This is a genomic window from Streptomyces sp. NPDC001634 (genome assembly GCF_040298185.1).
In the GTDB taxonomy this organism is placed as follows: Bacteria; Actinomycetota; Actinomycetes; order Streptomycetales; family Streptomycetaceae; genus Streptomyces.
Map to the genome: position 1 here is coordinate 1 of NZ_JBEOZU010000071.1, position 13,679 is coordinate 13,679.

Below are 13,679 nucleotides of genomic sequence, written 5' to 3' on the forward strand. Positions count from 1 at the left end.
ACCTCGGCCATCTCCCCAGGTGTCACACCACCACAACGACACCCGAGCCCAACAGACACGCCACTCACGAATGAAGCTGACCAAGCCCTACTAGTTCTCGGTGGACGGGCTCATCGGGCACAGTTCTCGGCGACGTAGCCCGCCGATGAGGCTCGGGCGAGGACAGATCTCGACGTCCAGGAGCGTTCAAGTCGCCGAAGGGTGGCCTTGATCAGCAGTTTCTCCCGAAGGTCGAGGTGCCGGCCAGGGCGGAGCGTGTGTCTGGGCCCGGACACCCAGGCACCGCGGCGCCATGTCCGCAATCTGGGCCCTCGGACCCTTGATTCCACAGCGAACCGAGCAGATACCGCGTTCCACCCCTTCTCACCTGTCCAAACGGAGCCGTCAACTCGGTCACAGTTCGAAACACATCGGTCACCCAGAACCCCCCTCACACAGGCGGACCTTGGGTATCGTGCCGCCAAGTAAGGCTGGTTCTCGTCGGTTTCACGGCACGACCTCGATCGGACGGTGAGGTGTACCACCGATGCACCCGTGGGCAGACCACCGTGTCGGTGTCCTGCCCCTTAGACGCAGCACGGTCCCCGCGCAGACGTGTGGTGTTCGGGGTTGTGTCCCTCGTGGTCGCGTTCTTCTTCCTGCCCGCCGCAGCGGTGCCGGGCGACGCCCTCGTCCAACTCCTGTCGTACCAGCGGTACTCCGGGAGACCGGTGACCGTGCGGTCGGCCGAGGCCGCCCCGCCGTCCGGAAACGCGCCGATGCCGAGCGGTTCGGCCATGGCGTATGCGACCGCCCTCCACACGGTCGTAACGGACCAGGGCGCCCACGGGGTGGCCGTGGTCAGCAGCGACCGCGACCTGGCCTTCATGACGCCGATGTCGGCCCTTGGAGCCCCAGGGCCGGCGATGACTCTCAAAGCTGCGCTGATCCTCCTGCCGCTGCTGACGGCTCTTGGGCTCGGTGCCCAGTTGCGACGGGAGCGCGGCAACCGCCGCAAGTCCGAGCAGCGACTGCTGGAGTTCCTCGCCACCGCGGGACATGAGTTGCGCACTCCGCTCACCGCCATCTCGGGCTATGTCCAGTTGGCCCGGCTGGGAGGTCTGGCAGAGCCGGAGAAGTTCGACCTGGCGATGTCCCGCATGACGGACGAGACCCGTCGTATGTCGGCGCTCATCGAGGAGTTGGTGCTGCTCGCCAGGCTCGACCTGGGACAGCCGATGCGCCGTGAACCGGTCAACCTGGCTCGGCTGTGCCGGGACGCGGTGGCCGACGCCCAGGCCTGTTCCCCGCATCATCCGATCCGGCTGACGATCCTGCCGGGCAACCACACGGTCACCGGTGACAGGGACCGCCTTTACCAGGTTGTGGCCAATCTGCTGGCCAATGTGCGGCATCACACGCCCGAGGGCACGCGCGCCGCACTGGGACTGGGCACCGAGGACGGTCATCGGGTCATCGAGGTGATGGACGACGGGCCTGGCATACCCGCCGAGTTGCGGGACTCGGCCTTCGAGCGGTTCGTCCACGGCGGGAAGGTGTCGGCCCCCGTTCCGGACGATGACGCCGGGGGTGGAAACGGCCTGGGGCTGAGCGTTGCCGCGGCGATCGTCACCGCGCACGGCGGCACGGTGACCCTCGAACCCGGCTCCCGCGGGGCGTGGTTCCGCATCCGGCTGCCGGCCTGAGGGCCCGCTCCGGACATAAAAACCCTGCGGGGCGATACCGGAGATCCACGGAAAATGCCGCGAGTTCACAAACAGTGACCCGCTCCGCCGGAAGGACCCGCCGAACCCGGTTCGGCGGGCCGATCCCGCCGGTCGGCCGGACCGACATCACCAGCGCCGGCCAAATTGACCGTCAGAATTGCCGGGCCGCAGTGATCCCAAACCGGTTCACCCTACAAGGGTCAACTAAAGATCTGAGGGATTCCCTAGTCTTCCCTTTTTCACACACGCTTCACACCCACCCGACGCAACCTCGACACCCTCCGACCGGGCCCCGAGCACCCCCCTACTCCGCAAAACCGGGATGAAATGCATGAACCGGGCGCATTGCGCACCGCAACGGCAGCGCCCACCCTTTCCCTGAGGCCATCGCAACGCCCACCCAGATCATTAACGCGACAATGCTTTTCACAGGACAGGCACAATTGACAAGGGGAACCGGCTACAATCCGGAGCGTTGTGTATGTACCAGCAGTGAACCGAGAACAAGGCGCCGACAGCCGCTTACAAAGCGCTGGGGCGTCGCGCCCTTCACCTACGGGCTTCCGCCGGTTCTCGCCTTCACAAGCCGCCGTGCACGACATGCGGCCGCTCATTCTCCCCATTCTCTCCCCGCACAGAGCCCATCAAGTGTCCGTCCCCACAGAACATTCGGTGGCACCGTGAACCTCGCCTTGGCCTTACCGTCCCCTTGTGCACCGGCCGCGGGTGTGGCCCCGGCCGAACCACTGGCGGGCAGAGACTCCCCGCTCTCCGCACTGATCGGCAGCATCCCCCGGGGCGAGTCCGGAACGCCCCCGGCCGTCATGCTGACGGGACCCATGGGCATAGGCCGCAGCGCACTGCTGCGGACCTTCTGCGACACCGTGGCGTCCTGGGCATCGGTACTGCGTGCCGGCCCGCTCGACGGAACCTGGTACGACGCGGTCGGTGCCGCACGGGCCGACGCAGCTCCCGTGCAAGCGCCGCTGGGCGACGGCCCCCTGACGCCCCATCGACTCCACGAGACGGTTGTGGAACTCTCCCGGCGAGGGCCCGTGGTCCTGGCCGTGGACGACGCACACCTGAGCCGCCCGAGCTCCCTGCGCGGAGTGGACTACGTGCTGCGCAGGTCCGCCGGGCTGCCCCTGCTGCCGGTGATCACCGTGCCGGCCATTCCCGCCGCCGCCGAGCCCCCCGCTCTGACCTCGCTGCTCGCCCACCATGCCTGGAACACACTGGAGTTGAAGCCGCTGACCGTCGGCGACATAGCCGAGATCCTCACCCAGCGGCTGGGACGCCGGCCCGACGCGGCCCTGCTCCACAGGTGCCTGGAGCACTCGGAGGGCATACCCGCCGCCGTCCACGCCTTCGCCGACCGGCATTCCGGCACAGATGTCGCGACCCGCCGGGCGACGGGAGCGGGCCGCACCGCACCAACGGGTCCTGGGCGGCTGCCCCGTACCGCCTCGGCGGTTCTGTCCGCGGTGGCCGTACTGGGCTGCGCCGACGCGGAGTTGGTGAGCGAACTGATCCGGATGCCGCTGTCCACCGTACGGCGCGCCATGGACCATCTCACCGAACGCCGGGCCCTGCCCCTCGACGGCCCGCCGGCCCGGTTCGCCGACGATGTACCGCAGGGCGTGTCGAGCGACGATCTGATTCCGCTGTACGCCCGCGCGGCCCGACTGCTGGAGGATGCGGGGCGCCCGCCGACCCAAGTGGCAGACGCCCTGCTGCGGATTCGGTACGGCGCCGCGCCCTGGATGCTGGAGGCGCTGTACAGCGCGGCGCTGGACGCCGACTCGCCCGGTGCCGCCCTGCGTTACCTCTCGCACGCGCTGGACATCGGTGCCGACCAGGACGCCCGCATGCTGCGCAGGATTCGCGCCCGGCTGGCCGATGTGCTCACCACCACCGCACCCGCCGTCGCCGTCCACCATCTGAGTACCTTGCTCACAACGAGCACCGACGGGCGCGAACTCGCCGACATCGCATTGCGGTACGCCGACACCCTTGTCGTACTCGGCCGTGCCGACGAGGCGGCCCGGCTCCTCGCCCACGTCCTGGACCGCGCGGCCGACTCCGGGGCGGTCACCGTTCCGGAGGAATCCCGGCCTGCCCTGGAATCCGCCCTGCTGCTCAGTGGATCACTGCAGCCGGGAACCGTTCGCTGGGTCAGAGAGCGCTCCCAGACGTTCGCCAGGGCCACCGACAACAGTCCCGGCAACCGTCGACTGCAGCTGGCCCGCGCCGCACTGTCCGTGCTCAGCGGCCGCCCCGCTCCCCTGCCCGACCGCGTCCCCATGGCCGTCGGCACCCCCGGCACCCCGCTGGACAACCTGTCGCTGATCGCCTCTGCCATCATCGCGCACCTCACCGACCACAACACCGCGGCGCTCGACGTCCTCGACGGGATCCTGCGCCGGCCGGTCCGGCGGGGACCGGACCCGAGCCGGGTTCCGGCCCTCATGGTCCGGGCGCTGGTGCTGTGCGGCACGGGCAACCTGCCCACCGCAGAACGCGACAGCCGACGGGCCCTGGAACTCGAACGCCGCCACGGCGACGGCCCGGCCGTCGCCCCCGCCGTCGTCCTCGCCTACGTACTCGCACAGCGGGGAGAGGTCGCCGCCGCCGAGTCCATGCTCGACGAGGTCAGCGGCGCGGAACTGCAGCCGCTGTTCTACGTCCACCCCATGTACTGGTGGACCACGGCAGCCGTCCGACGGGCCCGGGGCGACCTGCGCGGCGCCCTGGTGGCACTGCGCTCGAGCGGACGGGCTCTGGGCCCGGGAGAGTCGGAGTCCCCGGTGGTGCTTCCGTGGTGGCTGGAGGCGGCCGATCTGCTGACCGAACTGGGCCGCCCGGCCGAGGCGCGGAAGGTCGCCGCCCAGGGCGGCGAACTCGTCGCCTGCTGGGGCACTCCGCGCAGCGCCGGACTCGCGTTGCTGGCCCGAGGCCTGGCCACACCTGGCCGTGCCGGACACCGGCTGCTCGACGAGGCCTGCACGCAACTCGCCGAATCCCCCGCACGGCTGCTGCGGGCGCGCGCCGAATACGCACTGGGCGCGGCCCTGCTCGACGACGGCGATCCGCTCGGCGCCCGGCCCCGGCTGCGGACCGCACTGGATCTGATGATCGGGTGCGGCGCAGGCAACGCCGCAGAAGGCGTCCGGCTCCGTCTCGCGGAGGCGGGCGGCCGGCCCCGCCAGCTCACCGACCGCCCCGGCGACGCCCTGACGGAACGCGAGCGCCGGGTCGCGGCCCTGGCGATGGCAGGCCGTTCCAACCGGGAGATTGCGGAGGCGCTCTACATCACCCGGCGCACGGTCGAACTGCACCTGACCCACACCTATCAGAAGCTCGGCGTAAGCCGTCGCGAGGAGCTTCTGACCGTTTTGCGGGACGCACCCGGGGTCTGTGTGTCCCCGCCTGCGGGTGAGCAGCGATGACGACCGCACCTGACCGCCGGCCGACACCCTACAACCGCGTCCTGCTCGAACGGGCCGCCCAGGACGGCTTCGCACCGCTGTACGGCCGGGAAACCGAACAAGCGGCGCTGCTCCACATGATGACCCAGCTCGCCGGCGGCACCTCCGGCGTGACGGTGATCCACGGCACCCCGGGCAGCGGGCGCAGCCGACTGCTGCGGCGCGGCATCGCCTTCGCCCGCGCGGTCGGTGCCCAGGTGCTCAGCGCGCTGGGCTCGGCACCCTCCTCGCACGCCCCTTACGCATTCGTCCAGCAGTTGCGGCCGCCCCGGTCCACGGCCGCAGGTGCGGCCCGTACCGCGGAGCCGCCCACGGAGGGCTCCGTGCAGGGATGGTGCCGCTCTCTGCTGTCAGCCGCCCACCGGCCGACCCTCCTCGCCCTGGACGATGTGCAGTGGTCGGACCCGGAGTCGCTTCGCGTGATCGAGGGGCTGCTGCGGCGGCTTGCCTCGGCGCCGCTGGGAGTGCTGCTGACCGTCACCAGCGCCCGAGGCGAGTTCCCCGATGCCTGCGCCCGGCTCCTCGACCAGGCGGCAACCTTCCAGGAGGGCCGTGGTCTGCTGCTGGAGCTCGGGCCGCTCGGTGCGCCGGAGGTCCGTGCGATGTACACCGCGACGGGACTGCCCGCCCCGGCCGGCTCGGACGACGTCTGGTGGGAGAAGGCCGCCCGGCTCAGCCGTGGCAGTCCCTGGCTGCTGCGGCGGGTCCTGGACGAGCTGCGCCGGGAACCACCGGGCGAGGTGTGCCCCATCGGGGTGAGGACGGCGTTCAGCCGTGGCATCGACTCCGCGTGTGCGGAACTGGCGGCCGAGTCGGCCGCGCAACTGGCCGCGGAACCGCTCGCGCTGCTCCGAGGGCTTGCGGTCTGCCGGGGACTGGTGCCGGTGGACCGGGTGGCCGCCCTTGTGGGCCTGGACGAGTCACAACTGCCGCTTTCCCTGCGGACGTTGCGGGTGCAGGGCCTGATCGACTTCGGGGATCCACCGCAGCTGAGGCTGACGAACCGTTCGGCCGCCGTGCTGGCCGGCATGGACGGCGATGAACGCAAGCGGCTGTATGCGGAGGCGGCCCGCTGGGCGCACCGCTGCGACGCCGACGAGGAAGAGCTGGCAGCGCTGCTGCTGAACACCGTGCCGCTGGGCGAGCCCTGGGTAGCGTGGGTATTACGCCGCACCGCTCGCAGCCTGCTGGCGCAGGGTCACCACGCCGAGGCGGCCGAACTCCTGGAGCGGGCGCTGCGTGAGCCGCTCTCCCCGGCGGAGCGCGCCGAGGTGCTGCTGGAGGCCGCCGAGGCGTACACCATGACCGCGCCCGAGGCGGCGGACCGCAGGATCGCCGAGCTGCTGTCCGCAACGCAGACCCGTCCACGCGTACGTACCGCCGCCACGGACCTCCTGCTCGCCCGCGGCGAACCCGGTCGGGTGCTGAGCGTGGCGCCGGTCTCGTACGGGAACGACGGTGCCCGGTCCACCGCCCTCCCACGGGTGGAGGTCCTGCGCCCGCGGACGGACGTCGTGCGCCGTCCGGGATCCACGGCACATGACTTGGGGACGGCACCCCGGCCTGTGCCGGGCCCGGATGTCGATCCCGCCGTGCTCGCCGCCGCGGCGTGGCGGCAGACGGTGCGCGGCGACGACGCGGCCGCGGTGCGGGAGATGTGCCGGCAGGTGCTGCGGGCACCGCTCGGCGGAGCACTGTTCCCGCGGTTCACCGCCTGCTGCGCGCTGTCCCTCGCTGATGCGCACAACACGGCGCGCACCGAGTTGGACGCCGCGCTCGCCGAGGCCGGGCGCCGCCGCAGCCCCGCGCTGGTGGCGGTGGGACTGCTGCTGCGCGCCCACCTGAGCCTGCGGGCCGGTGACCCGGGCACGGCCGCCCACGACCTCGCCGCCTGCCGGTCCCTGACGCCGTCGGAGGTGTGGCATCCCACCCGGCTCACCTCGCTACGGGCGGTGCAGATCCGGCTGCTGGTGGCGCGGGAGCGCTACAAGGAGGCCGACCGGCTGGCCGGTGAGGAGCTGCCGCCCGGGGTCGAGGAGACCAGCCCCTGGATCCATCTGCTGTACGCGCGCGCCCAGTTGCTGCTCTGCCAGGGGCGCCCCCGGCAGGCGCTGGCCGAGGCCGAGGAATGCGGCCGGCGGCTGGCGGCCCGGGAATGGGGCAATCCGGCGCTGGTGGCCTGGCGTTCACTGGCGGCCTTGGCCCATCTGGGCTGTGGTGACGACGACCGGGCGGCGGAGCTGTTCGCCGAGGAGTCACGGCTGGCTGAGCGTTGGGGAACCGACTCCGCGCTCGCCTGGACCGAGCTGCGCCAGGGTCTCGGCTCTCCGGCGCCGCAGGCGGCCCGGCTGACCGAGCGCGCGCTGCGCCGACTCGGCCGTACATCCGCATGCCGGCAGTTCGCGCAGGCCACCGTGGCCCGGGAGACGGCCGGATTGCGCCATGCAGCACGGACGGACGCCGGGCCGCCCGGATCCGGGGCCCCGGACGGCGGCGCTGCGATGACATAGCCCCAACCGACGCACCTCTCACCCACCCCCCATGCTCAACCACACCGCGCAAGGAGGCCGCTGGCATGCTGCTTGAGCGGCAGAACGAACTGAAAGTGGCGGCCGAGGCCCTCCGGCTCGCCGTGCACGGCAGCGGATCTCTCGTCGTGATCGGCGGACCGCCCGGGATCGGCAAGTCGGCCCTGCTGACGGAGATCGGCGAGCTGGCCGCGCGGCTGGCCACCGGCCCGGCGACCGGACCGACTTCGCCGTCGCGGCCCCTGGTGATGCGGGCCTACGCCGCCCCCGCGGAGCGCGACTTCCCGCTCGGTCTCACCCGGCAGCTGCTGGAGCCGGTTCTCAAGTCCGGCTCCTTCGTGCGCAGATGGTGCTCGGGGCCCGCACGGCCCGCGCTCGCCTTCCTCCAGGGCGACCCCGAATCGCCGCGGCAGCACACCCCGACGACCCTGCGTGCTCTGTTGTCCATGGTGGAGAACATGAGCCGCGACCGTGTGCTGGTGCTCCTCATCGATGATCTGCACTGGGCGGACGAGGGCTCGCTGGACTGGCTCGACCAGCTGGTGAAGCAGGTGACACACCGGGGGATCCTGGTCGCGGTGACCGTGTGCGAGGGAGAACCCGCGGCGGAGCCGCCCGGCATCAGGCCGCTTGCCGCCGCCGAGCACACTCTGCTGCCGGCCCCGCTCGGCACGGCGGCGGTCCACGACCTGATTCTGGACCGCCTGGGCACGCCGGCCGACGCGGAGTTCGCGGCCGAGTGCCACGACGCCACCCGCGGCAATCCGCTGCATCTCGTATCGCTTCTCCAGGAGTGCCAGACCCGTGGTATCACCCCGGTGGCGGCCGAGGCGTCCACGGTTTCCACTCTGGTGCCCCCGCCGCTGCGTCGGCGGCTGCTGCTGTGCCTGAGGGACCAGCCGCCGTCCGTACTCGCCGTGGCCCGTGCGTTGACGGTCCTCGGGGACGACGCCGATCCGCAGGTGGTGGGCGAACTGGCCGGACTCGACCCGGTGGAGCGGGACGACAGCCTTTGGCGGCTGCGCCGGCTGGCGCTGCTCGCCCGGCAGGACACCCTCCGGCTGGCCCACCGAGCCGTCCACGAGGTGGTCGAGGAGGCCACGCCACCGGGCGAGCGCAACCGACTGCACCTGCAGGCCGCCGCACTGATGCGCTATCGGGGCAGCACCCCCGAGCGGGTCGCCGGTCATCTGCTCGCCACCACCGCGCCGTTGGACGAGGACGCGGTGGCGGCGCTGCGGCGCGCCGCCCACGTTGCCGTGCAGCGCGGCGCCCCGGAAACGGCGGCTCGTTATCTGCGCCGGGCACTGCGTGACGTTCTGCCGCAGAGCGCGGCGCGGGCCCGGCTGCTGGTGGAACTGGCGACCGTGGAGCGCAGCTTCGCCCCGTCGGTGGCCGTCCGGCACGTCGCCCAGGCGTTCCCGCTGCTGCCCAGCCCCCTGGCCCGCGCCGAGGCGCTGATGGCGCTCACCCCGGTGACGCCCGGTGCCACACTGCTGTCGCTGGGTGATCTGCTGCACCAGACAGCGGCAGAGCTGACGGCCCCCGGAGCGCTGCCGGCCGATCAGCGCCAGCTGGAGCTGCGTGTGGAGGCCCGCCTGCGCTACCTCTGCGAAAACGCTCCGGCGGCGCTCACGTCGGCCGCGGTCCGGCTGGCCGAGCTGGGCGAGCGGCCGGAGCCGACACGCGGAGGCCAGCGGGAGCTGCTGGCGGCGTTGTTGCATGCGGCGATGGTGTCCGTCGGGCTCCCCGCCGCGCAGGTCGAGGCACTCGCGCGCCGTGTACTGGACCACGAGCCGGCCTCCGCGGCCCATGTGCACACCATGATGCCGCTGGTGGTGCCGGTCCTGGTCACCGCGGACTCGGTGGCGGGGCTGCTGCCCTGGCTGGACACGGCCCTGGCGGACGCGGTGCGTCGGGGCGGGCGGCTGGAGGAGTCGGTGATCCTCAGCGAGCAGGCGTTGGTGCTGCTCGCCCAGGGCCGGCTGACCGCGGCGCGCGAACGGGCGGTGAAGGCCTGCTCGGCGGTCGGTGAGGACGAGGTGAGCACGCTGTCGGCGATCGCCCTGGCCATGGTGGCGCTGCGGGCCCGGGAGCCGGACCTGGTCGGTTCGCTGCCCGACCGGATCCGCGGGCTGCACGAGAACTGCGAACTGGCCGGGCTGCTCACCCTGATCCGGGGGATGAATGCGGAGCGGCGGCACGAGCCGGGCATGGCGGTGGAGTACTTCCTCGACGCCGGGTACGCCCTGGAGCGGGCGGGATGGCGCAATCCGATGGTGGCACCGACAGCGTACTGGGCGGCGCGCACCCTGCACCGGATGGGCGAAACGGACCGGGCCGAAGAGCTGTGCGCGCAGCATCTCGAGCGGGCGAGGGCTTGGGGTGCTCCGTCGGGCCTCGGCCGCGCGCTGGCGCTCCAGGCGTCCGTTTCGGACAAGTCCTCGGCACCGGGGTTGCTGCGTGAGGCCGCCCAGGTGCTGGAGGAGTCCGCCGATCTGCACGCGCGGGCCGCGGTGCTGCTGCGGCTCGGCGAGGCGGTGGCACCCCGTCACGCCGCCGAGGCGGAGACGGCGCTGCGTACGGCGTACAAACTGGCTGTGGAGTGCGGGGCGTCCGGGATAGCAGCCCGTGCGCAGGAGATGCTGGGGTCGGCGGCGGTCAGCGTCCCCGCGCGGGCGCAGCTGACGTCCGCGGAGCGGTTGGTGGCTCAGATGGCCGTGCAGGGCCTGACCAACCAGGCCATCGCCGATGCCCTCGGCGTCTCCCGGCGTGCCGTGGAGAAGCATCTGACGAGTTGCTACCGAAAGATGTCGACGTCCGGCCGTTCAGGGCTCGCCACCGCCCTCAAGGACGCGGGCCTGTTCGACCCGGAGGCCGAGCCGCCTCCGCGGGCCGAGGCGATCCGCCCCCAGGGAGCTGCCTGACGACGGCCGGTGACACCCCGACTTCCGCACCCGCAGGGGGTTGGTCACGCAGCCACCCTCCAGCTGAGCGGCGACTGGTACGAGGGGCGGCGTTCCAGACGGCTCCAGCGGGCGGTGGTGCGGGAGCGATCGGCATGGTCCGGCCCGTGGCCGCGGGCGGCGGCGCGGGCCAGGAGGACCGCGGTCAGCGCCGCGAGTTCCTCCTCACTGGCCTCGCCCCGTTCGACCCGTACCAGGGCGGCGTCGTCGGGCCTGCTCACGTTTATCCTTCCTTGTTCCTGTCAGGGGCCTTGCTCACGGGAGAACGCCGGGGCCGGTCAGGTGCCCTGCGGCGCCGCCTGTGCGGCGAAGTGCTCGTCGAGCAGCTTCAGCACGTCCGCGGCACGGCTGTTGAGGTAGAAGTGTCCGCCGGGCAGGATCCGCAGTTCGAAGTCCGTGGTGGTGTGCTTCACCCAGTCCTCGGCCTCGTCCACCGACGTCTTGGGATCGCTGTCGCCGACCAGCGCGGTGACCGGGCAGCCCACCGCTGCTCCCGGCGCACACCGGTAGGTCTCCACCGCCCGGTAGTCGCCGCGGAGCGCGGGCAGGATCATCCGGATCAGTTCCTCGTCGCCCAGCAGCCGGTCGTCGGTGCCGCTCATCGCCTTGACCTCGGCGATGATGCCGTCGTCGTCGCGCCGGTGGACGTTTTCGTCGCGGTAGCGGGAGGGGGCGCGCCGGCCGGAGGCGAACAACCGGACCGGGCCGCCGCCCTCGCGTTCGAACCGCCTGGCCACCTCGAAGGCCACGAGCGCGCCCATGCTGTGTCCGAAGAAGGTCAGCGGGCGGTCGTCCCAACCGCGCAGCGCCTCGTGCACCTGGTCCGCAAGCGTGCCGATGTCGTCGATCAACGGCTCGTTGCGCCGGTCCTGACGGCCCGGGTACTGCACCGCGACGACATCGACGCGCGGGCTGAGGGCCGCGGAGACCGGAAGGTAGTAGCTGGCCGAGCCACCCGCGTGGGGGAAGCAGACCAGGCGGTGGGCGGCGTCGGGAGCCGGGTTGAACCGCCGGCACCACAGGCCGTCGTCGGCGGGGGAAACGCTCACGCTGCTCGTCCGTCCTCTGTTGGCGGGTTCCAGTGGTCACGAGCACTGGCTTGCTCGTGCGGATGTGCCGCCACTATCCAGCACCGTCGGGCCCGGACGGTCGTACAGGGCCGAAGTCTGGGCGTTTCCCCTGTACTTGGTCCGGTGGTGCGGCAGCGCGTTGTGCGGACGGGCAGGACGGTGGCATAAAGCTGAGCGCCGGACGCGTATCGAGGCGCCGGACGCGCAGCGAGGAGTTCCCATGCCCACCACCACGGATCCCCGGACGGCGACCGGCGAGGCAGCGAAGCGGTGAGCCGTGTCACGGGAGGCAGGCTCTTCGCGGTCAGTGACCTGCACGTCGCCTACGAGCGGAACCGGGCCGTGGTGCGGGACCTGCACCCGTCCGATCCCTCCGACTGGCTGATCGTCGCCGGTGACATCGGCGAGCTGACCTCGGATGTCGAATGGGTGCTGCGGCTGCTCGCGGAGCGGTTCGCGACCGTGCTGTGGGCGCCGGGCAACCACGAGCTGTGGACGCATCCCGACGACCCGGTGACCCTGCGCGGCGACGCCCGCTATCGCAGCCTGGTCGAACTGTGCCGGTCGCTCGGGGTGTTGACCCCCGAGGACCCGTATGTGCAGTGGCCCGGTCCGGACGGGCCCGTGGTGATCGCGCCGCTGTTCCTGCTGTACGACTACTCGTTTCTGCCACCGGGTGCCACGAGCACCGCCGATGCGCTCGCCCGGGCGGAGAAGGCCGGGGTGGTGGCCACCGACGAGTTCCTGCTGCACAGCGACCCCTACCCGGACCGCGCGGCCTGGTGCCGGGCGCGGCTGGCGTACACCCGCGAGCGACTGGACGCCTGTCCGCCGGAACTGCCGACCGTGCTGGTGAACCACTTCCCGCTGGTCCGCGAGCCCACTCGCATCCTGCGGTACCCGGAGTTCGCGCTGTGGTGCGGGACCACCGCCACACACGACTGGCACCGCCGCTACCGGGCGGCCACCGTCATCTACGGCCATCTGCACATCCCCCGTACCACCTGGCACGACGGGGTACCGCACCGCGAGGTGTCGCTGGGCTACCCGCGAGAGTGGCAGGCCCGCGGGATGCCCGACCCGTTGTTGCGCGAGATCCTTCCCCGGCGAGGTGCCCGATGACGTCGCTGATGCGCCGGCTGCTGCCCGACCAGGTCGAAGTGACCGAGGTGCGCGGCGAGTTGGCCGCTCCCCCGCTGTTCCCGGAGGAGGAGGCGGTGGTGGCCCGGGCGGTGGACAAGCGCCGACGGGAGTTCGCCACCGGCCGGCGGTGCGCCCGTCTGTCGCTGGCCGCGCTGGGGCTTCCGGCGATGCCGCTGCTGCCCGGCCCGCGTGGTGAGCCCGGCTGGCCCGAGGGGGTGGTGGGCGCGATCTCCCACTGTGACGGCTACCGGGTGGCGGCGGTCGCTCGTGCCACGGAGCTGGCGGCGCTCGGCATCGACGCCGAGACGGCCGCACCGCTTCCGGACGGCGTCCTGGAAGCGGTCTCGCTGCCCGAGGAGCGCGCCGACCTCGACCGGCTGGCACGGACGATGCCCGGCGTCCCCTGGGACCGGCTGCTGTTCAGCGCCAAGGAGTCGGTGTACAAGGTGTGGTTCCCGCTCGCCCGCAGGCCGCTCGGGTTCGAGGAGGCCCAGCTGCGCTTCACCCACGAGCCGGACGTCTCGGGCGGGGTGCGGGGCACGTTCTCGGTCCGGGTACTGGTCCCGGTGCCGGCCGCCTTCGCGGGTGCGGTCGGCGGCGGTGCCGAACTCACCGGGCGGTGGCTGGTCGACGAGGGCCTGGTGCTGACCGCGCTGGCACCCGCCACGCAGGGTACCGGCCCACACACCGGTGAGCCGGCGGAGCGGGTCGTGGCCCGTGCGTCCGGGGCGTCGGCACGTTCCGGCACCTCCTGCCTGCCGCAGTAGCCCCACGGTCC

The 13,679-nt window shown here is 72.1% G+C and carries 8 protein-coding genes; 6 read left to right on the forward strand and 2 right to left on the reverse strand.

Translation table 11 applies throughout. The annotated features are described in order from the left end of the window. The first annotated feature begins 611 nt into the window (after window positions 1-611). From ABT186_RS34985 to ABT186_RS35000, 4 genes are all read left to right on the forward strand, one after another. Window positions 612-1,685, forward strand: a complete 1,074-nt coding sequence (locus tag ABT186_RS34985) for a sensor histidine kinase (RefSeq protein ID WP_351928477.1) — start codon at window positions 612-614, stop codon at window positions 1,683-1,685. 440 nt (window positions 1,686-2,125) lie between these two features. Next, window positions 2,126-5,155: a LuxR C-terminal-related transcriptional regulator gene (locus ABT186_RS34990; protein WP_351928479.1), complete on the forward strand. Its 3,030-nt coding sequence runs from the start codon at window positions 2,126-2,128 to the stop codon at window positions 5,153-5,155. Then, complete coding sequence (locus ABT186_RS34995; protein ID WP_351928481.1) at window positions 5,152-7,704, forward strand: AAA family ATPase; 2,553 nt, start codon at window positions 5,152-5,154, stop codon at window positions 7,702-7,704. The genes ABT186_RS34990 and ABT186_RS34995 overlap by 4 nt, the downstream gene beginning before the upstream one ends. A 65-nt stretch (window positions 7,705-7,769) precedes the next feature. Beyond that, window positions 7,770-10,649, forward strand: coding sequence for an ATP-binding protein (locus tag ABT186_RS35000; RefSeq protein WP_351928483.1), 2,880 nt, complete (start codon window positions 7,770-7,772; stop codon window positions 10,647-10,649). Between the two features lie 44 nt (window positions 10,650-10,693). Here the strand turns inward: ABT186_RS35000 and ABT186_RS35005 are convergent, their stop codons facing one another. Together ABT186_RS35005 and ABT186_RS35010 are read right to left on the reverse strand one after the other, a co-directional pair. Continuing rightward, entirely contained in the window at window positions 10,694-10,909 is a 216-nt protein-coding gene (locus ABT186_RS35005) for an acyl-CoA carboxylase epsilon subunit (RefSeq protein WP_351232405.1), read from the reverse strand. A 57-nt stretch (window positions 10,910-10,966) separates the two neighbouring features. Next, window positions 10,967-11,737 (reverse strand): thioesterase II family protein, encoded by a 771-nt coding sequence (locus ABT186_RS35010; RefSeq protein ID WP_351232403.1) that lies wholly within the window; start codon window positions 11,735-11,737, stop codon window positions 10,967-10,969. Window positions 11,738-12,028: 291 nt separating this feature from the next. Here ABT186_RS35010 and ABT186_RS35015 point away from each other — a divergent pair, with 291 nt between their 5' ends. After that, window positions 12,029-12,880, forward strand: coding sequence for a metallophosphoesterase family protein (locus tag ABT186_RS35015; protein ID WP_351928485.1), 852 nt, complete (start codon window positions 12,029-12,031; stop codon window positions 12,878-12,880). Between the two features lie 5 nt (window positions 12,881-12,885). After that, on the forward strand, window positions 12,886-13,668 hold the full coding sequence (locus tag ABT186_RS35020) for a 4'-phosphopantetheinyl transferase family protein (RefSeq protein ID WP_502973420.1): 783 nt from the start codon (window positions 12,886-12,888) through the stop codon (window positions 13,666-13,668). The last annotated feature ends 11 nt before the right edge of the window (window positions 13,669-13,679 follow it).

What these genes read in the sequence shown, in the direction of transcription:
- ABT186_RS34990 (WP_351928479.1), top strand. Translation starts at nt 2,126, where the DNA reads ATGCTTTTCACAGGACAGGCACAATTGACAAGGGGAACCGGCTACAAT.
- ABT186_RS34995 (WP_351928481.1), top strand. Translation starts at nt 5,152, where the DNA reads ATGACGACCGCACCTGACCGCCGGCCGACACCCTACAACCGCGTCCTG.
- ABT186_RS35000 (WP_351928483.1), top strand. Translation starts at nt 7,770, where the DNA reads ATGCTGCTTGAGCGGCAGAACGAACTGAAAGTGGCGGCCGAGGCCCTC.